Genomic DNA, 20,366 nt, shown 5'->3' with positions numbered 1-20,366 from the left:
CGGCGCACAGGGCGGGCTGTCGCTTCTCAACGAAAGCGCCTAACTTGCCACAAAGCCCGGGTCGGCGCGACACATGTCCTCTTCAGCCTGACCGATCGGCGCAACCTCCGGTCCAGGCAGTGGCTGTTGCTCGACACTGGGGCCTACCGTAACCGACACCCAGCGATCAACAGACAAGTGACGGTTCATGGCGAGTTTGATGTCGTCCACCGTCAGCCTCTGCACTTGTTGCATTGTGTAATCCAGATCGAGCGGCAAGTCGTAGCGGTTGATCTCCACGAGTCTGGCCAGAATGTGCCGGTTGCTGGCGCTGGTGAGCACATTTCTGTTGGCCAGCCTGCGCTTGAGGTGCTCGAGTTCCGGGGCGGTCGGCCCTTGCCGAAGAAAATCATTGAGCATCGAGCGCACCAAAGCGACGGTGCTGTCGCTCATGGAGCTACCGGTCTGCAAGGTGACGGTCAGCAACCCGGCGCCACCAGCCCAATTGACGCTGGCGCCATACACGTCATAAACCTGTCCGCGCTTGTGCCGCAGTTCATTCATCAACCGACTGTTGCTGCCTCCGGCGAGAATCTGACTGGCGGCGTACAAGGCGGTGTGATCGGCATGTCGTCGCGGCACGCTGATTTGGGCCAAGGCAATGTGGGTCTGCAGTTGATTCAGTTCCAGGTGACTGGACTGGACGTTTCCGGGTGTTGCCATTGCTGAAGACACCAGCGCGTCAGGAGGCTTGGGCAGGGCATTGCTGATCTGCAGGCTGATCGCTTGTGCCTGGTCCAGAGTGAGGTCGCCGACCAGGGTGATTTGCGCATGTCGGGCAGCGTAATAGCGGCGATGGAAATCCTCCACGGCGGCCCGGGTCACGGCATTGAGGCCCCATTGCGTGCCATAGACCGGAAGGCTGTAGGGGCTGTCCGGCGCAAGCAGTGCCTTGATGCTCTGCGAGGCCAGACCCGCGGCATCGCCTTGCTCTGCGATGAGCGCGGCGCGCAGTTCGTCTTTCACTGGCGGCAGGCGCTGGGCGCTGAGCGATGGCTCGCTGAATATTCGCGTCAACAGATCCATCGCCGGTAGGCGCTTGGCCGGATCGCTGAGGCTGCGCAGGGAGAACACGGCACGGTCGTGATCGATGTCCATTTCCCATTGCGCGCCGAGCCCGTCGAAGGTTTCGACGATGGCGGACAAATCCTTGCCGGGGATACCTTCATTGAGCATGGAAAAGGTCGTGGCAGCCAGGCCCGGCAGGCTACCGTCGCGGGCGCTGCCTGCGGCGAAGCTGACGTGAATATCGAACATCGGCAGATCGCTCGTGCGCACGAACAGCACCTTGGTGCCGGTCAGGGTTTTCCAGCCCCTGATCTGCAATGCGCGCGGCTTGATTTCCAGCGCCTGGACTTCGCTGAGCGATTGCAGGCGCGATGTCCGCGCTTGTTCAGGCTGACCATCAGCGCAAGCCGCCGCAGCCGACAGCCACATCAGGACCAACCCCGTGCGCCTTGAGGACCTGCTCATCGGACGTCCACCTTGCGCACGTGGGCAACGCTGAGACGCTCGGGTGTCAGCCACGTGGCGGCCACTTCGCGGATCTGTTGCGGCGTCACTTTCGCCAATGCAGCTGCATCTTCATCGAGTATTCGCCAAGGCAAGCCGATGGCCTGGAGCCTGGCCAGCTGACGCGCCTGTTCCTGAATCGAATCGCGGGCATACACCTGCTGCGCGATCAGTTGCGTGCGTGCCCGCTCGAGCTCTTCTGCCGACGGTGGTGTGGTGCGCAACGTTTCGATCTGCTCCCACACCCGCGCTTGCGCACCTTCAAGATCGGTCAGCGGCGGATCGGCCAGCTCGGCAGTCAACAGCAGCAGGCTGTCGCCGCGCGTCCGTTCGTCGTAGTGAGTGTCGACACGATTGAGAACGCGGTCGGTAAAAATCAGTTTCTTTTGCAGGCGCGCGCCATGTGCGCCGCCGAGTATCGCGTTGATCAGGCGCAGGGCGTGCACGGTGTGCAGGTCTTTGGTCGTGGCCAGTCCGGGCAGATTGAAAGCCATCAGCAACCGCTCTGCTGGGACATGGCGCTGCAAGGTCAGTCTGCGTTCGCCCGGCACTTTCAGCTCCACGGGCCGTAACAGGCGCGGCACGGGACGATTTGCGAGCGCGCCAAAATAGCGCTCGGCCAGCGGCTGCACGTGTGCGAGCGTGACATCGCCGACGATCACCAGTACGGCGTTGCCCGGCGCATAACGGCTTTGATACCAATGGCGAAGTTCCTTGGCGTCCACGTGCTGCAGGTCGTGCATCCAGCCGATGACTGGCATGCGATAGCTGTTGGCGACATGCGCCTGGCTGGTGAAGTGTTCCAGCGCAGCGGCGTCGACATCGTCGTCGATGCGCAGCTGGCGCTCTTCGCGGATGACTGCCAGTTCGGTTTTCAGGTCGTCGACGTGCAAATCAGCAGTCGTCATCAGGTCGGCCATCAGCTCGAAAACCACGCCCAGATAGCGCGGCGACAAGGTCTGGTAGTAGCCGGTGACGTCCTCGGCGGTGAAGGCATTTTCTTCGGCACCCAGGGATTCCAAAAGACGCGAAGCCTCACCGGCGCAGGTCTTGCGGCTGCCTTTGTAGAGCATGTGTTCAAGAACGTGCGATAGCCCGGCTTGCCCCGGCGCCTCGTCTGCCGAGCCGACCTTGAACCACAAATGCGAAGTGACCAGCGGCGCACGGTGATCCTCGCGCACCAGTACCTGCAAACCGTTTTCCAGGGTGAATTGATGAGTCGGCGGGGGCGTGGCGGCCAGCGTCATGAACGGCGCGAGGCCAAGAAAAAGCAGCATCCGGCTGCAGAGCGTATCCATACGCGAAATCCTCAGTGGTTAACGCAGATTGCGGTAACCACTGTGGCGGACTGCGAGGCACTGGGTGCGGTAACCATCTACCGCACGCTACAGCGCAGTGCGGATGGTTCAAGCGCTGCGCTGCCACAGCGCGTAATACACACGACCGGATTTCTGTTCGCGGTGCAGGCGCCAGTTGCCCGGCAGGCCCAGCGTCGATGGCGCTGTTTCGCTTTCCGTGTAGATCCATGAATCGGCCGCCAGCCATTGGCGCTCTTCCAGCAAAGTACAAACCGCTGGTAACAGGTTCTGGTTGAACGGCGGGTCGAGGAACACCAGATCGAACGGCGTCGCGGCCTGGGTTTCCAGGTAGCGCAGCGCGTCGGCGGTTTGCACCTGGCCGTTGCTGCAACGCAAGGTGCCGAGGTGCTCTTTCAGGCTGGAAACTGCAACGTTGCTGGCGTCCAGCGCCTGGGCCGTGGCCGCGCCTCGGGACAGCGCTTCGAGAAACAGCGCGCCGCTGCCAGCGAACGGGTCGAGCACTTTGGCCCCTTCGACATAGGGCGCGAGCCAGTTGAACAGGGTTTCACGCACGCGATCCGGGGTCGGGCGCAGGCCCGGTGCGTCGGGGAAGTTCAGCTTGCGGCTGCGCCACTGGCCGCCAATGATGCGCAGCTGATTGACGCCGTTGTGCACGTTTTGCACGGGTTTTTTCGGTGCTCGAGTGGCCATTAATGCTCCGGAACCCCGAGCGGTTGCTCGGCAGGTTTATCAGATGGGGCCGGTAACGGCTTTTGCGGCACGGTCGGGCCAGCGGTGACGATGACCATTTTCTCCGTGCTCAGGTGTTTGTTCAGCGCATCGCGGACCTGCTCCACAGTCAGGCTCTGCGACTGCCGCATGAAATCGTCGAGATAGCTCAGTGGCAGATTATAGAAGCCCATCGCGCCGAGCTGGCCAACGATGTCGGCGTTGCTCGCGGTGGACAGCGGGAAGCTGCCGGCCAGTTCGCGCTTGGCATCGTCGAGTTCTTTCTGTGTCGGCCCGGTTTTCAGGTAGTCGGCGAGCACGTCCTGCACCAGTTTCAGGGTGCCTTCGCTCATCTCGGCGCGGGTCTGCAGGTTGATCATGAACGGGCCACGGGCCTGCATCGGGCTGAACGCCGAATACACGCCGTAGGTCAGGCCGCGCTTCTCGCGCACTTCGCTCATCAGGCGCGTACCGAAACCACCGCCGCCGAGGATCTGGTTGCCCAGCGACAGCGCGGCGTAATCCGGATCATCGCGATCGATGCCCAGTTGCGCGAGCATCAGGTTGGTCTGTTTCGAAGGAAACTCGATGTGGTTGACACTGGCCTTCGGCTCCTGCGGCGCAGCGATCTTCGCCAGCGCCGGACCTTTCGGCAGGGCCGAGGAAACCTGATTGGCAATCGCCTCGGCTTCGGCTCGCGACAAATCACCAACCAGCGCAATCACCGCATTGCCGGCGGCGTAGGCCTTGGCATGAAACTCGCGCAATTGCGCCAGGGTGATCTTCGGCACGCTCTGGGCAGTGCCATCGCTGGAATGCGCGTACGGGTGATCGCCGTACAGACGCTTCATCAGCTCCAGGCTGGCGAGTTTGCCGGGGTTCTGTTTCTGGTATTCGAAACCGGCGAGCAGCTGGTTCTTGATGCGCGCGAAGGAATCGGCGGGGAAGGTCGGTTTGCCGACCACATCGGCGAACAGCTTCAACGCCGGTTCACGCTGCTCAGGTGCGCTCAGGCTGCGCAACGAGGCCAGCGCCATGTCCTTGAACGCACCGTTGCCGAAGTCGGCCCCGAGACCTTCAAAGCCCTGGGCGATAGCGCCGACGTCTTTGCCGGCGATGCCTTCGTTGAGCATGGCGTTGGTCAGCACCGCGAGGCCGGGCGCGTTGCCGTCCTGGCTGCTGCCAGCGGCGAAGATCAGGCGCATATCGAACATCGGCAGCTCATGCGCTTCGACGAACAGCACTTTGGCGCCGTCAGCGGTGTTCCAGGTCTGTACATCGAGCTTGCGGCTGGCCGGGGCCTTGCCGTCGAGTTCGGCCAGCGATTGCAGTTTCTGGCTGGTTTTGGCGTTATCCAGGGCTTCGCTGGCGTGGCTGTCAGCGCCGGGCGACAGATACACGGCCGCCGAGCCGATCACCGCGACAGCAATCAGGCCAAGCAGCATCAGGCGTGGGGTTTTGCGCTCACTCATGAGTCGTCTCCAAAGGCAGGACGTGGGCGACGCTGAGACGTTCGCGGGTGAAATACTTTTTCGCGGCGTTCTGGATGTCTTGCGGGGTCACGCTTTCCAGATCGGCCAGTTCGGTGTCCATCAGCTTCCACGACAGGCCGACCGTTTCCAGTTGACCGATCGCGGTGGCCTGGCTGGTGATCGAGTCACGCTCGTAGACCAGGCCGGCGATGACTTGAGCGCGGACGCGTTCCAGCTCTTCGGCAGACGGCGCGGTTGTTTTCAGTTGCTCAAGCAGTTTCCACAAGCCGGCTTCGGCCTGGGCGATGGTCTTTTTCTTCTGCGTATTTGGCGTGGCCGACAGGGTGAACAGGCTGTCGCCACGGGTGTAGGCGTCATAGTCCGACGAGCCGCCGGAGACCAGCTCTTCGCCACGCTCCAGCTGCGTGGGGATGCGCCCGCTGTAGCCGCCGTCGAGCAGCGCGGAGATCAGGCGCAAGGCGTTGACCGAGCGTTTGTCTTCAGCGGTAGCAATGCTCGGCACGTTGAAGCCAAGCATCAGGCTCGGCAGTTGGGTCTGCACGCGCAGGGTGATCTGGCGTTCGCCGGGCTCGGCCAGTTCCAGCGGTTTTTTCGCCGGTGGCACGTCGCGTTTGGCGACCGGGCCGAAGTAGCGCTGGGCGAGGGTTTTCACTTCGTCCGGAGTGACGTCACCGACCACCACCAGTGTGGCGTTGTTCGGCGCGTACCAGGATTGGTACCAGTGGCGCAGTTCCTCGACTTTCATGCGGTCCAGGTCAGCCATCCAGCCGATGGTCGGCGTGTGGTAACCGCTGGCCGGGTAGGCCATGGCCTTGTAGCGCTCGTAAGCCTTGGACATCGGCTTGTCATCGGTGCGCAGGCGGCGCTCTTCCTTGATGACTTCGATTTCCTTGGCGAACTCGTCGGCCGGCAGGCGCAGGTTGGCCATGCGGTCGGCTTCCAGCTCGAAGGCCACGCCAAGACGATCACGGGCCAGCACCTGGTAATAAGCCGTGAAGTCGTCGCTGGTGAACGCGTTCTCTTCGGCGCCAAGGTCGCGCAGGATCAGCGAAGCTTCGCCGGGGCCGACCTTTTCGCTGCCCTTGAACATCATGTGCTCAAGCGCGTGGGACAGACCAGTCTGGCCCGGAGTCTCGTAGCTGGAGCCGACCTTGTACCAGATCTGCGAAACGACCACCGGCGCACGATGGTCTTCGCGCACGACGACCTTGAGGCCGTTGTCGAGGGTGAATTCATGGGTCGGTTGCGGGTCGGCCGCCAAGGCCGAAAGGGGCAGGCAGACTGCGCTGAGCAGTAGGCCAGCAGCGCGGCGGGCTAGAGCATTCATTCGTTTTTCAACCTGTTGGGCTGCCCGCTTGGTCTTAGCGTCGGCGGGCGAGAGGTAGGGCGTGTCATTGATCATTACCAGTACCGCGCCGGCGCCTGATAGTGTGCAGGGCAAGGCGCGAGGAGTGTGGTTTGGTTGTTCCAAATAAACTCCGAGCAACGCAGCCCTGCACACTATCAGGCCCGGCCCTCCGGGTGGCGCCTGAAAACGGGCCATACTGCGTTGCAGTCCTTGGCAAGGAAAGCACATTCCCTGCGGCCTGCGCCTTGTCTGGCCCGTTTTCAGGCGGCCACGCGGTACTGGTAATGATCAATGACACGCCCTAGGATACTGATCCGTTTTACTGGCGGCCACGCCTATCAGGCTTCAGGGTTTGATAAGGCTGTATAGGTTTGCGGCGAAAAGCTGTGTTTTCCCCACTAAACTCCGCGTTTTCGCCGATCTTTGCCGGTTTAGATCAACGTTAATACGATCCTTGAGGTGCCTTCGGTGCCTCGACAAAATGTTGCGCGTGAACAAGCTGGGTGAAACACAGTCTGTTCTGCATCGAATATTTATTTGCCGGGGCGCCCTGTTGGCGCGTCGCTACCGTGAGATAGCCGTCCTCCATGTTTGGTTCCAACGACGACAAGAAGAGCCCAGCTGCGGCTGGCGAGAAGAAAAGCCTGTTCGGATGGCTGCGGAAAAAACCGCAGGAACCCGTCGTCGAACAGCCGCCCGCGATTCCTGAACCGGCCCCCGCGCCAGCTCCTGTAATAGAAGAAGAGCCGGCGCCGATTGTGCTGCCGATCGCCGAGCCGGTGCTGCAACCGGAGGCTGAAGCCGAGCCGGAAGCGCCCGCCGCTCCCGAACTGCCGCTGACGCCCGCCGCCGAGCCGTGGCTGACCTTGCCGGTGGCAGAAGAGCCGGTCGCGCTGGTTGAAGAAGCGGCGCCACATGTGACGCCAGTGATTCCTGCGCCGGTTGCCGAGGTGCCTGCGCAGCCTGTGCCTGAACCGGTTGTCGAGCCTGCGCCGGTCATTTCTGAACCCGCCGCCCCGGTTGTCCCGCCGTCGGAGCCTGCACCGATTGCCGCTGCGCCGGTTGTCGCTCCGGTCGCTCCGGTCGTGCCGGTCGAAGTCCCTGTAGAAGCGCCAGTCGAAACCCCGCGCACCGAAGAAACCAAAGCCGGTTTCTTCGCCCGCCTCAAGCAAGGCCTGTCGAAGACCAGCGCCAGCATCGGCGAGGGCATGGCCAGCCTGTTCCTCGGGCGCAAAACCATCGACGACGATCTGCTCGACGACCTCGAAACCCGTCTGCTCACCGCCGACGTGGGTGTTGAAGCCACCACGCAGATCATTCAGCGCCTGACCCAGAAGGTCGCACGCAAGGAACTGGCAGACGCCGACGCCCTGTACAAATCCCTGCAGGCCGAACTGGCCGCAATGCTCAAACCGGTCGAACAACCGCTGAAAATCGCCTCGCAGAACAAGCCGTTCGTGATTCTGGTGGTAGGCGTCAACGGCGCCGGCAAAACCACCACCATCGGCAAACTGGCGAAGAAGCTGCAACTGGAAGGCAAGAAAGTCATGCTCGCCGCTGGTGACACCTTCCGTGCTGCGGCGGTAGAGCAATTGCAGGTCTGGGGCGAGCGCAACAAGATTCCGGTGATCGCTCAGCACACCGGCGCCGATTCCGCTTCGGTGATCTTCGACGCCGTGCAAGCGGCCAAGGCCCGTGGCATCGATGTGCTGATCGCTGACACCGCCGGTCGCCTGCACACCAAAGACAACCTGATGGAAGAGCTGAAAAAGGTTCGCCGGGTGATCGGCAAGCTCGATGCCGACGCGCCGCATGAAGTGCTGTTGGTGCTCGACGCCGGCACTGGCCAGAACGCGATCAACCAGGCCAAGCAGTTCAATCAGACCGTCGAACTGACCGGCCTGGCCCTGACCAAGCTCGATGGCACTGCCAAGGGCGGGGTGATTTTCGCCCTGGCCAAGCAATTCGGCCTGCCGATCCGCTACATCGGCGTCGGTGAAGGCATCGACGATTTGCGTACCTTTGAAGCCGAACCCTTTGTCCAGGCACTGTTTGCCGAGCGGGAGCGTTCATGATTCGTTTCGAACAGGTCGGTAAACGCTACCCGAACGGTCACGTCGGCTTGCATGAGCTGAGCTTTCGAGTCCGTCGTGGCGAGTTCTTGTTTGTCACCGGCCACTCCGGTGCCGGTAAATCCACGCTGTTGCGCCTGTTGCTGGCAATGGAACGGCCGACCAGCGGCAAATTGCTGCTCGCCGGGCAAGACCTGAGCACTATCAGCAATGCGCAGATTCCATTTCTGCGTCGGCAGATCGGCGTGGTGTTCCAGAATCACCAGTTGTTGTTCGATCGCACGGTGTTCAACAACGTCGCCTTGCCGCTGCAGATCCTCGGCCTGTCCAAGGTCGAGATCGCCAAGCGCGTCGATTCGGCGCTGGAGCGCGTGGCGCTGTCGGATAAATCCGATCTGTACCCGGGCGACCTGTCCACCGGTCAGCAACAGCGCGTCGGCATTGCCCGCGCCATCGTCCACCGCCCGGCCTTGCTGCTGGCGGACGAACCGACCGGTAACCTCGACCCGCGTCTGGCCGCCGAAATCATGGGCGTGTTCGAAGACATCAACCGTCTGGGCACCAGCGTGCTGATCGCCAGTCACGACCTGGCACTGATCGCGCGCATGCGTCATCGCATGCTGACCCTGCAACGCGGCCGCTTGATCGGCGACGGGGAGGCCGGGGTATGAGTGCGACACGCAGTCCGAAGGTTTCCGAGCGCGTGGCCCCGAAAGCCGCCGATCCGCAACCGCAGAAAAAGAAAAAGCACGACGATGACGACGGCCCGGACTTCGCCACGCTGTTTCGCGCCTGGATCGAAAGCCATCGCGCCAGCCTGCTCGACAGTCTGCGCCGTCTCGGCAAACAGCCGATCGGCAGCTTCTTCACCTGCATGGTGATGGCCGTGGCGTTGAGTCTGCCGATGGGGTTGTCGCTGTTGCTCAATAACGTCGAACGTCTCGGCGGTTCCTGGCAGCGCGCGGCGCAGATTTCACTGTACTTGCAACTCGACGCCAGCCCGGAACAAGGCGAAGCGCTGCGTGAGCAGATCAAAGGCATGCCGGGCGTCGCTGATGCCGAATATGTCGGCCGCGATCAGGCGCTGGAAGAATTCCAGCAGCAGTCCGGCCTGGGCGAAGCCCTGCGTGAGCTGCCTGACAACCCTTTGCCGGGTGTGGTGCTGGTGACACCGAACGAAGTCGACAAGCCGACACTCGAAGCATTAAGACAAAAACTTTCCGAGCTGCCGAAGGTACAACAGGCGCAACTTGATCTAGTCTGGGTCGAGCGTCTGGCCGCCATCCTCAAGCTTGGCGACCGCTTTGTCTTCGGTCTGACGGTGCTTTTGGTGTCTGCATTACTTTTGGTGATAGGCAATACCATTCGTCTTCATATTGAAAACCGCCGCACCGAGATAGAAGTGATTAAACTCGTCGGCGGCACTGACAGTTATGTGCGCCGCCCTTTCCTTTATATGGGCGCGTTGTATGGCTTCGGTGCAGGGCTGTTGTCCTGGGGCGTATTGGCGTTCGGCCTGAACTGGCTGAACGATGCGGTGGTCGGACTGGCCGGCTTGTACGGCAGTGATTTCGCCCTGGCCGGTGTGCCAGTGGCCGACGGTCTGTCGCTCTTGCTTGGCGCGGTGCTGTTGGGTTATATCGGTGCATGGATTGCAGTCGCACGTCATCTCAGGGAGCTGGCGCCGAAGTAGAATCTTTTTTGCGCGTGATTGACCTTGCGGTTTTTATGGGAACTTGTACCTGAGTTCCCGGTCAATTTTTCGCAGTGCCGAGAGGCACGAGTATGTGAGTGGGAGGTTTTTTCGTATGACCAATTCTTTGCAACCTGCGTATGCGTTGGTTCCGGGTGCGAACCTGGAAGCCTACGTGCACACCGTCAACAGCATTCCATTGCTGACGCCGGAGCAGGAGCGTGAACTGGCCGAGAGTCTCTACTATGAGCAGGATTTGGGGGCGGCTCGGCAGATGGTGCTCGCCCACCTGCGTTTTGTCGTACACATTGCCCGTAGCTATTCCGGCTACGGTCTGGCTCAGGCTGACCTGATCCAGGAAGGCAACGTCGGCCTGATGAAGGCCGTCAAGCGTTTCAACCCGGAAATGGGTGTGCGTCTGGTGTCGTTCGCCGTGCACTGGATCAAGGCGGAAATTCACGAGTTCATCCTGCGCAACTGGCGCATTGTGAAAGTCGCGACCACCAAGGCCCAGCGCAAGCTGTTCTTCAACCTGCGCAGCCAGAAGAAGCGCCTGGCGTGGCTGAATAACGAGGAAGTCCACCGTGTGGCGGAAAGCCTTGGCGTCGAACCACGTGAAGTGCGCGAGATGGAAAGTCGTCTGACCGGTCACGACATGGCCTTCGACCCGGCTGCCGAAGCCGACGACGACAGTGCTTTCCAGTCTCCGGCCAACTACCTGGAAGACCACCGGTACGACCCGGCGCGTCAACTGGAAGATGCCGACTGGAGCGACAACTCGAACACCAACCTGCACGAAGCACTGGAAGTGCTGGACGAACGCAGCCGTGACATCCTCTACCAGCGCTGGCTGGCGGAAGAGAAAGCCACGCTGCACGATCTGGCGCAGAAGTACAACGTGTCGGCCGAGCGAATCCGTCAGCTCGAAAAGAGCGCGATGAACAAGCTCAAGTTGTCGATCGCCGCTTAACTGGCGAATCCGCAATAAAAAACGCCCCGATCAGCGATGATCGGGGCGTTTTCATTTCTGTTTCAACACAAACCCTGTGGGAGCGAGCCTGCTCGCGAAAGCGGTTTATCAGTGCCATCAATGCAAGCTGACACACCGCTTTCGCGAGCAGGCTCGCTCCCACATTGGAATTTCGGTGTTATTCAGCCCAAGGCGCCCGCCGCGAATCGTTCAGCCCGAGCAAGTAACTGTCGCCGCCCAACTGACTCATCTGCTGCCGAATCCACCCAGCCCGGCGCGATACATAACCGGTCGGATGGCTGGCGCTCCACACCCGTGGATTGGGCAGTACGGCAGCCAGATAACTCGCCTGCTGACGCGACAATGACTTTGCGCTCACACCAAAGTGATGGCGTGCCGCCGCTTCAGCGCCAAATACGCCGTCATCCCACTCGACGCTGTTCAGGTACACCTCGAGAATTCGCTGCTTGGGCCAGAACACCTCGATCAGCGCGGTAAACCACGCTTCCAGGCCTTTGCGCAGATAACTGCGGCCCGACCAGAGAAAGAGGTTTTTCGACACCTGTTGGCTCAAGGTGCTGGCACCGCGAATCGAACCGCCCAGTTCGTTGTGGGCCAGAGCAGCCTGAATCGCGCGCAGATCGAAGCCCCAGTGCTCGGGGAATTTCTGGTCTTCGCCAGCAATTACCGCCACTTTCAGGTCATCGGAGATCTCGTTCCACGGTTTCCAGGTGCGCTGCAGGTCAATCGGCTCGCCGTCGACCCAGGATTCGACCTTGCGCTCGACCATCAGCGCCGTGCCCGGCGGTGGCACGAAGCGAAACACCAGCACCAGCAAGACACTGCCGCCGGCGAACCAGAGCAGAGCCTTCGTGAGACGACGGAAAATTGAACGCAGCATAGAGATGGCTTGGCCGAACCCGTGGAGCGGGCCATTATACAGACCCTGCCGATGGCGTCTGACTGGAGTTCCCCATGCTGCGTGGCTTTTTGATGCTGGCCGCTTTTTTCGGATTCACCGGTGTTGCGCTGGGCGCGTTTGCCGCCCACGGCCTGAAAAACCGCCTGACGCCGGAATACCTGACGATCTTCCACACTGGCGTCACCTACCAACTGGTGCACACGCTCGCACTGTTCGGCGTTGCGCTGCTGGCCACGCAGATTCCAGGGCGGCTGGTCACTTGGGCCGGCGTGTCCTTCACCGTCGGCATTGTGTTGTTCTCCGGCAGCCTGTATCTGCTGACCACCACCGGCATCAGCAAGCTCGGCATCATTACCCCTTTTGGTGGCCTCGCGTTTCTCATCGGTTGGGTTTGCCTCGGCCTCGCCGCCTGGCGCTTGCAGCTAACCGCTTGACGCTTGGTACTGACCTTTAGGTCATGATCGGGCTAGAATGCCAGCCCCTAAAAATGATGGCGGCGTTGTGCATGCGCATTCAGTTGAACGGTGAGTCCTTTGAACTGCCCGACGGTGAAACCGTTGCGGACCTGATCACCCGTCTGGATCTGACCGGACGTCGGGTGGCGGTCGAGCTCAATCTGGACATCGTCCCGCGCAGCCAGCATGCCGACACCACGTTGAACGACGGCGACAACGTCGAAGTGGTCCACGCCATCGGCGGCGGCTGATTGTCCCGGCCCGCAAGGGCACAGAATTCTGCAAGACCCTCACCCTTAAAGAGGATTCCCCATGAGCATCGTTCGTAGCGACAAGCCTTTTGTGCTGGCCGGTCGTACTTACCAGTCGCGTTTGCTGGTCGGTACCGGCAAGTACCGTGACATGGAAGAAACCCGCCAGGCCATCGAAGCCTCGGGTGCCGAAATCGTCACCTTCGCCGTGCGCCGCACCAACCTGGGCCAGATCGAAGGCGAGCCGAACCTGCTCGAAGTGCTGTCGCCGGATCGCTACACCTTCCTGCCGAACACCGCCGGTTGCTACGACGCCATCGAAGCCGTGCGCACCTGCCGCCTGGCGCGTGAGCTGCTCGATGGCCACAATCTGGTGAAGCTGGAAGTGCTGGCCGACCAGAAAACCCTGTTCCCCAACGTGATCGAAACCCTCAAGGCCGCCGAAACCCTGGTCAAGGAAGGCTTCGACGTGATGGTCTACACCAGCGATGACCCGATCATCGCCCGGCAACTGGCGGAAATCGGCTGCATCGCCGTGATGCCGCTGGCCGGTCTGATCGGCTCCGGTCTGGGTATCTGCAATCCGTACAACCTGCAGATCATCCTCGAAGAAGCCAGGATCCCGGTGCTGGTGGATGCGGGTGTCGGTACCGCTTCCGACGCGACCATCGCCATGGAACTGGGTTGCGACGCCGTACTGATGAACTCGGCCATCGCCCACGCCCAGCAACCGGTCATGATGGCGCAAGCCATGCAGCACGCCATCGTTGCCGGTCGCCTGGCGTACCTCGCCGGTCGCATGCCGAAAAAACTCTATGCCAGCGCCTCTTCGCCGCTGGATGGTCTGATCAAGTAAGAGCCATTGATGACTGAATCGAACGACACGCCTGTCCAGCCGGACGAAGGCGACGAGCGCCAACACCGCCGCATCAAGAGTTTCGTGATGCGCGCCGGGCGCATGACCGAAGGCCAGCAACGCGGCCTGGATCAGGGCGCGCCGCTGTATGTGCTGCCGCTGGCCGATGCGCCGGTCGATTACGACCAGGTGTTCGGCCGCTCGGCGCCGCGCTCGCTGGAAATCGGTTTCGGCATGGGCCACTCGCTGCTGGAAATGGCCGCGGCCGCTCCAGAGCAGGATTTCATCGGTGTTGAAGTACACCGTCCGGGTGTCGGCGCGCTGCTCAATGGCGTGCTGACCCAAGGGCTGACCAACCTGCGGGTCTACGATTGTGACGCGATCGAAGTGCTCAATCGCTGCATCGCCGACAACAGCCTCGATCGCCTGATGCTGTTTTTCCCGGATCCGTGGCACAAGAGCCGCCACCACAAGCGCCGCATCGTCCAGGCCTCGTTCGCTGAACTGGTGCGCAGCAAGTTGAAGGTTGGCGGCATTCTGCACATGGCCACCGACTGGGAGCCTTACGCCGAGTACATGCTGGAAGTGATGAACGTCGCCCCGGGGTACCGCAACCTTGCCGAAGACGGCAAATGCGTCCCACGCCCGGCCGAACGCCCGATCACCAAGTTCGAACGCCGTGGCGAACGCCTTGGCCATGGCGTGTGGGATCTGAAGTTCGAAAAGATCGCTTAAGCATCACGCAAAAAAAACTGTGGGAGCGAGCCTGCTCGCGAAAGCGGTCTGACGTTCAACGATGATGTTGGATGTCAAGACGCCTTCGCGAGCAGGCTCGCTCCCACAATTGTTTTGTGTATGAGGAGATTACAGGGGGGCAAGAAATCGAGCGGGCACCTGCTCTGTCAACCAGACGCCATTTTCGGCCTGATAGAACTTGAAGCCCTGTTCTTCCATCTGCTTCGCGGCAACCTTCAGAACGACTGGCGTTCCGTAGCGTTGACCCACGGCCGACGCGGTGGCGATCTCGTCGGACAGATGCACCTGATGGCGTTGTCCTGGAATCAAGCCTTGTCTGTGGATCGAGTCGAGAAAACGCGTCGCTGTTCCGTGGTAGAGCGTTTGCGGTGGCTGTTTCTGCTCGAATTGCAGATCAACGCTTTTCGTCGAGTGGCCTTGAACAGCGCGTATACAGTGGCCATCAGCGGAAATCGTAAAACGCTTCTTGTCACTGCTGGTCACGACGTTTTCAATCAGCTCACGACTTAAATGCCTGCCATCACGCGCCGCGCCGCTGATCAGTGCTTCGATATTTGCCCAGCCTTCCGAATTCAGATTCAGTCCGATCGCCTGAGGCTCGTGACGCAACACGAAGCTAAGAAATTTGCTCGTCTCATCCAGTAGTTTTTTACTCATGAACTTCCCTTTCATTGCGATCAACTGTGGGAGTGAGCCTGCTCGCGATTGCGGACTGACAGTCACCGAAGAGGTTGAATGTCAGACCACTATCGCGAGCAGGCTCACTCCTACATTCGTTTTGGGTGTGCCGAAAGATCAGCGGCGATCAGCAACCACGCCGATCAGCACCAGTACCACCAGCAGCACCGGCGCCAGGCTGTAGTTGTTGAACTGGCTCAGGCCTTTGATCACCCATGGCGTGGCGTAGATCAGCGCGGCGCCGCTGCCGATCAGGCAGAGCAGGGCCATCAGGGGCACGCGCAGGGCGCCGGCGATGCTGCCCAGGCGTTGCTCGACCCAGCCTTTGAAGTCAGCGCCGAACAGCACCAGCAGGCAACCGACCAGCGCCAGGGCGATTTCCGAGAGATTGCTGCGGCTCCAGCGGGAGACGGTGGCCAGCAGGTCGAGTATCAAATCCATGCGTTTTCCCTTTGAGCTGAAGTCAGTTCAGAAATTGTTGCAGCAAATCGTTGAGGAACAGTTGGCCGCGTTCGGTCGCCGCCAGGCGTGACGGTTCGACCTGCAACAGGCCGCTTTGTTCGGCCTCGCGCCGGCCTTCGGCGAGGGTGTCCAGCGACAGGCCGGTGCGTTCCGGATACAGGCGCGATTCGACCCCGGCAGTCAGGCGCAGGGCGTTCATCAGGAACTCGAACGGCATCTCGTCATTGCTCAGGGATTTCTCGCCGGCCTGAAAGCTTTTCGCCGGGTTCAGATAATCCTTCGGCAGGCGGGTTTTCCATGTGCGCACGATGCGCCCGTCCGGGTGGCTCAACTTGCCATGGGCGCCGGCGCCGATGCCGATGAAGTCGCCGAAGCTCCAGTAATTGAGGTTATGCCGCGCAGGGCGACCGGCCTGGGCATACGCCGACACTTCGTACTGCGCGTAACCGTGCTCGGCCAGCAGCGCCTGGCCGGCTTCCTGAATGTCCCACAGCGTGTCGTCTTCCGGCAGCACTGGCGGCTGATTCCAGAACACCGTATTGGGCTCCAGCGTCAGTTGATACCAGGAAATGTGCGTCGGTTTCAGCGCAATGGCTTGGCGCAGATCGCTCAGGGCATCGTCCAGCGACTGATCGGGCAAACCGTGCATCAAGTCGAGGTTGAAGTTATCGAACCCGGCCTGCCGCGCCATGCCCGCCGCACGCACGGCTTCGTCACCGTTGTGGATGCGGCCAAGGGCCTCAAGCTTTTCCTGCTGAAAGCTCTGGATACCGATCGACAGCCGATTGATCCCCAGCTTGCGATAGGCGACAAACTTCTCTTGCTCGAAGGTGCCCGGATTGGCCTCAAGGGTGATTTCGATGTCGGCAGCGAACGGGATGCGTTGTTCGACGCCCGTCAACAAGCGCCCAAGGGCTTCGGCGCTGAACAGGCTCGGCGTCCCGCCACCGAAGAAAATCGAAGTCAGCTCACGGCCATACACCGCATGCAGATCCTGATCGAGATCGGCCAGCAGCGCGTCGACGTATTCCTGCTCCGGCAGCACCGGGCTGGCGGTGTGCGAGTTGAAATCGCAATACGGGCATTTGCGCACACACCACGGGATGTGGATGTACAGCGCCAGGGGCGGCAGAGTTGGCAGCGGCGCCCGAGGCGAGGACGCGGCGCCGCCGATAATCAGCGACGACGCGGAAGAATCAGTGGTCATTTCAAGCCCAGACGCTGGCGCAGCAGATCCATTGCACGGGCGCGGTGGCTGATCTGGTTCTTGTCGGCCGGGCTCAGTTCGGCGCTGGAGCAGCCGCGCTCCGGCACCCAGAACAGTGGGTCATAACCGAAGCCGTGCTCGCCGCTGGCAGCGGTGAGGATGCGCCCGTGCCACAGGCCTTCGCAGAGAATCGGCAGCGGATCATCGGCGTGGCGCACCAGTGCCAATACGCAGACGAACTGCGCGCCGCGCTCGGCTTGCGGCACGTCCTTCAGCGCATCGAGCAGTTTGGCGTTGTTTGCCGCATCGCCCTGGCCGTCGGCGTAACGCGCCGAGTAGATACCCGGCGCACCGCCAAGGAAATCCACCGCCAGCCCGGAATCATCGGCCAGTGCCGGCAGCCCGGAAATGCGCGCGGCGTTGCGGGCCTTGAGAATCGCGTTCTCGACGAACGACAGGCCGGTTTCTTCCGGCTCGACCTTGCTCCATTCGCCAATCGAGCGCAGTTGCACCGAGTCGCCGAGCATGGCCTGAAGTTCTTTGAGTTTGCCGGCGTTATGGCTGGCCAGTACGAGCTGCTTGATGTTCATCATTCGCCGGGAAAGAGTTCTTGGTTGAAGTTGATGGTGTTGATCTTGTCGCCGTTCTGCACCTTGATTTCAAAGGTGCGGGTTTCCTGCTGCGGCACCGGGTACTGGGCGATGTAGTAGATCGCGCCCTGTTCGGTGACCTGGCGAAAGTTCAGCGGCACGCTGTTGCTGGTCAGGTCCTTGATCGTGCCGGTGACGCTGGCGATCACCGGTTTGCCGTCCTTGACCACCGAGACGTTGATCACGCCTTGGTTCTTGCTGCGGATCAGCTCGGCAGCCTTGGCGATGTCCGGTTGCAGGAACGTCGAGTTGAAGGTGTTGTAGTGCACCGTGATGTCGCCGAAGGTTTCCTTGCGCTCACCTTTGATGACGTCCGCCGCCATGGTGCTGGCGCTCAGGCAGGCGGTGAATAACAGCAACGCTAGACGGCTCATGTTCGTGCTCCTTCAAATGCCCTGGCTCAGACCGCGACTCGGGCGTCCGCCAACTGCGGACTGCTGACGCGGTAGATACCGATTTCACCTAACAGATTAGGCCATAGCTTACTGGCCCACCCGTGGCGGTGCTGTTGATCCACGGCAAGCCGATCAATGACCTTGGCGTCACGTTCGCGGCACAACTCTTCGAAGTCCTCGAAGGTGCAGAAGTGAATGTTCGGCGTGTTGTACCAGGTGTAAGGCAGGAATTCCGAGACCGGCATGCGGCCCTTGCTCGCCAGATACCAGCGGCAGCGCCAGTGGCCGAAGTTGGGGAAGGTAATGATGCACTGGCGACCGACCCGGAGCATTTCGTCGAGGATCTTGTCCGGGTAATGCACCGCTTGCAGGGCCTGGGTCATGACGACGATGTCGAAACTGTTGCTGGCAAAATTGCCCAGGCCTTTGTCCAGATCCTGCTCGATGACGTTGATGCCCTTGGCCACGCACTCGGCGATGTTGTCGGCGTCGTTTTCCAGGCCATAACCGGTGACGTTCTTGTTGTCGCGCAGCCAGGTCAGCAGCTCGCCGTCACCGCAACCCAGGTCGAGGACGCGGCTGCCGGCGGGGATCCATTCCTGGATGATTTCCAGATCAGCTCTCATGGCTTTCTCACAACGAAATGCGGTTCATGTAATTGCCGAACGCCTGCAAGTAACGCGGGATCGGAATCAGGAAGGCGTCGTGGCCTTGCGGTGCGTCAATTTCCAGATAGCTGACGTCCTTGCGCGCGGCCATCAGCGCATCCACCAGTTCCCGCGAGCGCGCCGGGGAGAAGCGCCAGTCGGTGGTGAACGACATCACGCAGAACTTGGCCGTGGCGTTTTCGAAGGTTTTCGCCAGATCATCGTCGAAGTTCGCCGCCGGATCGAAGTAGTCCAGCGCTTTGGTCATCAACAGATAAGTGTTGGCATCGAAGCGCCCGGAGAACTCTTCGCCCTGATAACGCAGGTAGCTTTCGACCTGGAACTCGACACTGTGGAAGTCGTAGTTGAGCTTTTCGCTCTTCAGGCCACGGCCGAATTTCTCACCCATGGAATCATCGGACAGATAGGTGATGTGCCCGACCATGCGCGCCAGCATCAGCCCGCGCTTGGGGATCACGCCTGCTTCCTGGAACGAGCCGCCGTGGAATTCCGGATCGGTGAGGATCGCCTGGCGCGCGACTTCGTTGAAGGCGATGTTCTGCGCCGACAGTTTTGGTGCCGAGGCGATGGCCAGGCAGTGCCGCACGCGATCGGGGTAGGTGATGGTCCATTGCAACGCCTGCATGCCGCCGAGGCTGCCGCCGATCACCGCCGCCCACTGGCCGATGCCGAGCAGGTCAGCCAGGCGCGCCTGGCTGTGCACCCAGTCTTCCACGGTGAGCACCGGGAAGTCGGCGCCGAACGGCTTGCCGGTCTCCGGGTTGACGCTGCTCGGGCCGGTGGAGCCGTTGCAGCCGCCGAGGTTGTTCAGGCTGACCACGAAGAATTTGTTGGTGTCGATCGGCTTGCCGGGGCCGATGCAGCTGTCCCACCAACCGGGCTTGCGGTCGTCGACGCTGTGATAACCAGCGGCGTGATGATGACCGGACAGCGCGTGGCAGATCAGCACGGCGTTGCTCGCCTGGGCGTTCAGCGTGCCGTAGGTTTCATAAATCAGGTCATAAGCGGCCAGCGAACGGCCACAGGCCAGCGTCAGCGGTTCGCTGAAATGCGCGGTTTGCGGCGTTACCAGACCAACAGAATCGGCGGGAAAGGCAGTTGGCATCGACCCTGCTCTCGTTGAAATGAGGCGTAAGTCTAAAGACCGGGGGGGTTAGCGGCAAGCAACGATCAGGTCCGGCGTTTTCGCTTCGGACCAAGGTGCAGCCATTCGCGAGCAGGCTCGCTCCCACAGTTGAAATGCATTCCAATGTGGGAGCGAGCCTGCTCGCGAAAAAGGCGACTCGGTCAGTCAGACCGAGCGCACTGGCTTACATCAGCAAACGCAGAATCTCCGGCATCATCGTCATCGCCGCCAGATTGTTGATCACCAGCATGTCGATCAATTTAAGCGCAAGGAAGGCGAAGATCGGCGACAGATCCAGGCCACCAAGGTTCGGCAGGAAGCGGCGGAACGGTGCCAGCGCCGGCTCGCAGATCTGGTTGACCAGCTCAGCGCCCGGATTGTGGCTGCCCGGTGCAACCCACGACAGAATCACGCTGATGATCAGAGCGAAGAAGAAGATCTTCAGGAACAGTGCAGTGACGCCGATCAGCGACCAGATCAACAGTTGCAGCGGGTTGCCGGTGGTGCCGTAGGTCAGCAGCAGGGTCAGCGCCATCAGCAGCAGTTGCACCAGAATCGCCAGCACCAGCGACGACATGTCGAGGCCGAACAGGCTTGGGATGATCCGGCGCAAAGGCTTGAGCAGCGGCTGAGTGGCCTTGACCACGAACTGGCACAGCGGGTTGTAGAAGTTCGCCCGCACCAGTTGCAGGACGAAGCGCAGCAGCACGATCAGCAGGTACAGGCTGCCGAGGGTTTGCAGCACGTAAACCGCTGCGGTGTTCAATCCGATCATGTAAGGCTCCT

The 20,366-nt window shown here is 61.2% G+C and carries 22 protein-coding genes; 8 read left to right on the top strand and 14 right to left on the bottom strand.

Translation table 11 applies throughout. The features are described 5' to 3' along the window. Positions 1-39: 39 nt before the first annotated feature. From AB9L16_RS24470 to AB9L16_RS24450, 5 genes are all read right to left on the bottom strand, one after another. Positions 40-1,512 carry a M16 family metallopeptidase gene (locus tag AB9L16_RS24470; RefSeq protein WP_375122819.1) on the bottom strand — a complete coding sequence of 491 codons (1,473 nt, stop codon included), beginning with the start codon at positions 1,510-1,512 and terminating at the stop codon, positions 40-42. Then, positions 1,509-2,849 (bottom strand): M16 family metallopeptidase, encoded by a 1,341-nt coding sequence (locus AB9L16_RS24465; RefSeq protein ID WP_375122818.1) that lies wholly within the window; start codon positions 2,847-2,849, stop codon positions 1,509-1,511. The genes AB9L16_RS24470 and AB9L16_RS24465 overlap by 4 nt, the downstream gene beginning before the upstream one ends. 108 nt (positions 2,850-2,957) lie before the next feature. Further along, positions 2,958-3,560, bottom strand: a complete 603-nt coding sequence (gene rsmD / locus AB9L16_RS24460; RefSeq protein ID WP_375122817.1) for a 16S rRNA (guanine(966)-N(2))-methyltransferase RsmD — start codon at positions 3,558-3,560, stop codon at positions 2,958-2,960. Next, positions 3,560-5,050, bottom strand: a complete 1,491-nt coding sequence (locus tag AB9L16_RS24455) for a M16 family metallopeptidase (RefSeq protein ID WP_375122816.1) — start codon at positions 5,048-5,050, stop codon at positions 3,560-3,562. Before AB9L16_RS24455 ends, rsmD begins: the two co-directional genes overlap by 1 nt. Continuing rightward, positions 5,043-6,398: a pitrilysin family protein gene (locus AB9L16_RS24450; protein WP_041476824.1), complete on the bottom strand. Its 1,356-nt coding sequence runs from the start codon at positions 6,396-6,398 to the stop codon at positions 5,043-5,045. The genes AB9L16_RS24455 and AB9L16_RS24450 overlap by 8 nt, the downstream gene beginning before the upstream one ends. A 608-nt stretch (positions 6,399-7,006) precedes the next feature. Between AB9L16_RS24450 and ftsY the strand changes: the two genes are divergently transcribed. From ftsY to rpoH, 4 genes are all read left to right on the top strand, one after another. Beyond that, positions 7,007-8,494: a signal recognition particle-docking protein FtsY gene (gene ftsY / locus AB9L16_RS24445; RefSeq protein ID WP_041476823.1), complete on the top strand. Its 1,488-nt coding sequence runs from the start codon at positions 7,007-7,009 to the stop codon at positions 8,492-8,494. Further along, positions 8,491-9,162 (top strand): cell division ATP-binding protein FtsE, encoded by a 672-nt coding sequence (gene ftsE, locus AB9L16_RS24440; RefSeq protein WP_016772715.1) that lies wholly within the window; start codon positions 8,491-8,493, stop codon positions 9,160-9,162. Before ftsY ends, ftsE begins: the two co-directional genes overlap by 4 nt. After that, entirely contained in the window at positions 9,159-10,184 is a 1,026-nt protein-coding gene (gene ftsX, locus AB9L16_RS24435; protein WP_016772716.1) for a permease-like cell division protein FtsX, read from the top strand. The genes ftsE and ftsX overlap by 4 nt, the downstream gene beginning before the upstream one ends. 115 nt (positions 10,185-10,299) lie before the next feature. Then, positions 10,300-11,154 carry an RNA polymerase sigma factor RpoH gene (gene rpoH / locus AB9L16_RS24430; RefSeq protein WP_016772717.1) on the top strand — a complete coding sequence of 285 codons (855 nt, stop codon included), beginning with the start codon at positions 10,300-10,302 and terminating at the stop codon, positions 11,152-11,154. 178 nt (positions 11,155-11,332) lie between these two features. On the opposite strand, the gene mtgA is transcribed toward rpoH, so the two are convergent. Further along, the gene (mtgA, locus tag AB9L16_RS24425) at positions 11,333-12,055 is read right to left on the bottom strand and encodes a monofunctional biosynthetic peptidoglycan transglycosylase (protein WP_095181330.1); all 723 of its coding nucleotides are present in this window, start codon (positions 12,053-12,055) and stop codon (positions 11,333-11,335) included. A gap of 74 nt (positions 12,056-12,129) precedes the next feature. Here mtgA and AB9L16_RS24420 point away from each other — a divergent pair, with 74 nt between their 5' ends. From AB9L16_RS24420 to trmB, 4 genes are all read left to right on the top strand, one after another. After that, positions 12,130-12,510, top strand: a complete 381-nt coding sequence (locus AB9L16_RS24420; RefSeq protein ID WP_056786365.1) for a DUF423 domain-containing protein — start codon at positions 12,130-12,132, stop codon at positions 12,508-12,510. A 71-nt stretch (positions 12,511-12,581) separates the two neighbouring features. Then, complete coding sequence (gene thiS, locus AB9L16_RS24415) at positions 12,582-12,782, top strand: sulfur carrier protein ThiS (protein WP_052392133.1); 201 nt, start codon at positions 12,582-12,584, stop codon at positions 12,780-12,782. Positions 12,783-12,843: 61 nt separating this feature from the next. Further along, entirely contained in the window at positions 12,844-13,638 is a 795-nt protein-coding gene (locus AB9L16_RS24410) for a thiazole synthase (RefSeq protein ID WP_041476820.1), read from the top strand. Between the two features lie 9 nt (positions 13,639-13,647). Beyond that, positions 13,648-14,373 (top strand): tRNA (guanosine(46)-N7)-methyltransferase TrmB, encoded by a 726-nt coding sequence (gene trmB / locus AB9L16_RS24405; RefSeq protein WP_024014663.1) that lies wholly within the window; start codon positions 13,648-13,650, stop codon positions 14,371-14,373. Between the two features lie 129 nt (positions 14,374-14,502). On the opposite strand, the gene AB9L16_RS24400 is transcribed toward trmB, so the two are convergent. The 8 genes from AB9L16_RS24400 to AB9L16_RS24365 form a co-directional block, all read right to left on the bottom strand. After that, entirely contained in the window at positions 14,503-15,051 is a 549-nt protein-coding gene (locus AB9L16_RS24400) for an RNA 2'-phosphotransferase (RefSeq protein ID WP_150636923.1), read from the bottom strand. Positions 15,052-15,189: 138 nt separating this feature from the next. Next, positions 15,190-15,513: a DUF3392 domain-containing protein gene (locus AB9L16_RS24395; protein WP_008083808.1), complete on the bottom strand. Its 324-nt coding sequence runs from the start codon at positions 15,511-15,513 to the stop codon at positions 15,190-15,192. Between the two features lie 22 nt (positions 15,514-15,535). After that, positions 15,536-16,741: a radical SAM family heme chaperone HemW gene (hemW, locus tag AB9L16_RS24390; protein ID WP_236167714.1), complete on the bottom strand. Its 1,206-nt coding sequence runs from the start codon at positions 16,739-16,741 to the stop codon at positions 15,536-15,538. After that, positions 16,738-17,334: an RdgB/HAM1 family non-canonical purine NTP pyrophosphatase gene (gene rdgB, locus AB9L16_RS24385; protein ID WP_110644429.1), complete on the bottom strand. Its 597-nt coding sequence runs from the start codon at positions 17,332-17,334 to the stop codon at positions 16,738-16,740. Before rdgB ends, hemW begins: the two co-directional genes overlap by 4 nt. Next, positions 17,331-17,765, bottom strand: coding sequence for a DUF4426 domain-containing protein (locus tag AB9L16_RS24380; protein ID WP_110644428.1), 435 nt, complete (start codon positions 17,763-17,765; stop codon positions 17,331-17,333). The genes rdgB and AB9L16_RS24380 overlap by 4 nt, the downstream gene beginning before the upstream one ends. 26 nt (positions 17,766-17,791) lie before the next feature. Next, on the bottom strand, positions 17,792-18,412 hold the full coding sequence (gene metW, locus AB9L16_RS24375) for a methionine biosynthesis protein MetW (protein ID WP_056786380.1): 621 nt from the start codon (positions 18,410-18,412) through the stop codon (positions 17,792-17,794). A 7-nt stretch (positions 18,413-18,419) separates the two neighbouring features. Then, positions 18,420-19,559: a homoserine O-acetyltransferase gene (locus AB9L16_RS24370; RefSeq protein WP_071172223.1), complete on the bottom strand. Its 1,140-nt coding sequence runs from the start codon at positions 19,557-19,559 to the stop codon at positions 18,420-18,422. Between the two features lie 205 nt (positions 19,560-19,764). Beyond that, the gene (locus AB9L16_RS24365; RefSeq protein WP_039757546.1) at positions 19,765-20,355 is read right to left on the bottom strand and encodes a YggT family protein; all 591 of its coding nucleotides are present in this window, start codon (positions 20,353-20,355) and stop codon (positions 19,765-19,767) included. Positions 20,356-20,366 lie beyond the last annotated feature (11 nt).

It is taken from the genome of Pseudomonas sp. LW8, from assembly GCF_041956865.1.
Classification (GTDB): Bacteria; Pseudomonadota; Gammaproteobacteria; order Pseudomonadales; family Pseudomonadaceae; genus Aquipseudomonas; species Aquipseudomonas siliginis.
This window is presented reverse-complemented; position numbering and strand designations above follow the sequence as displayed.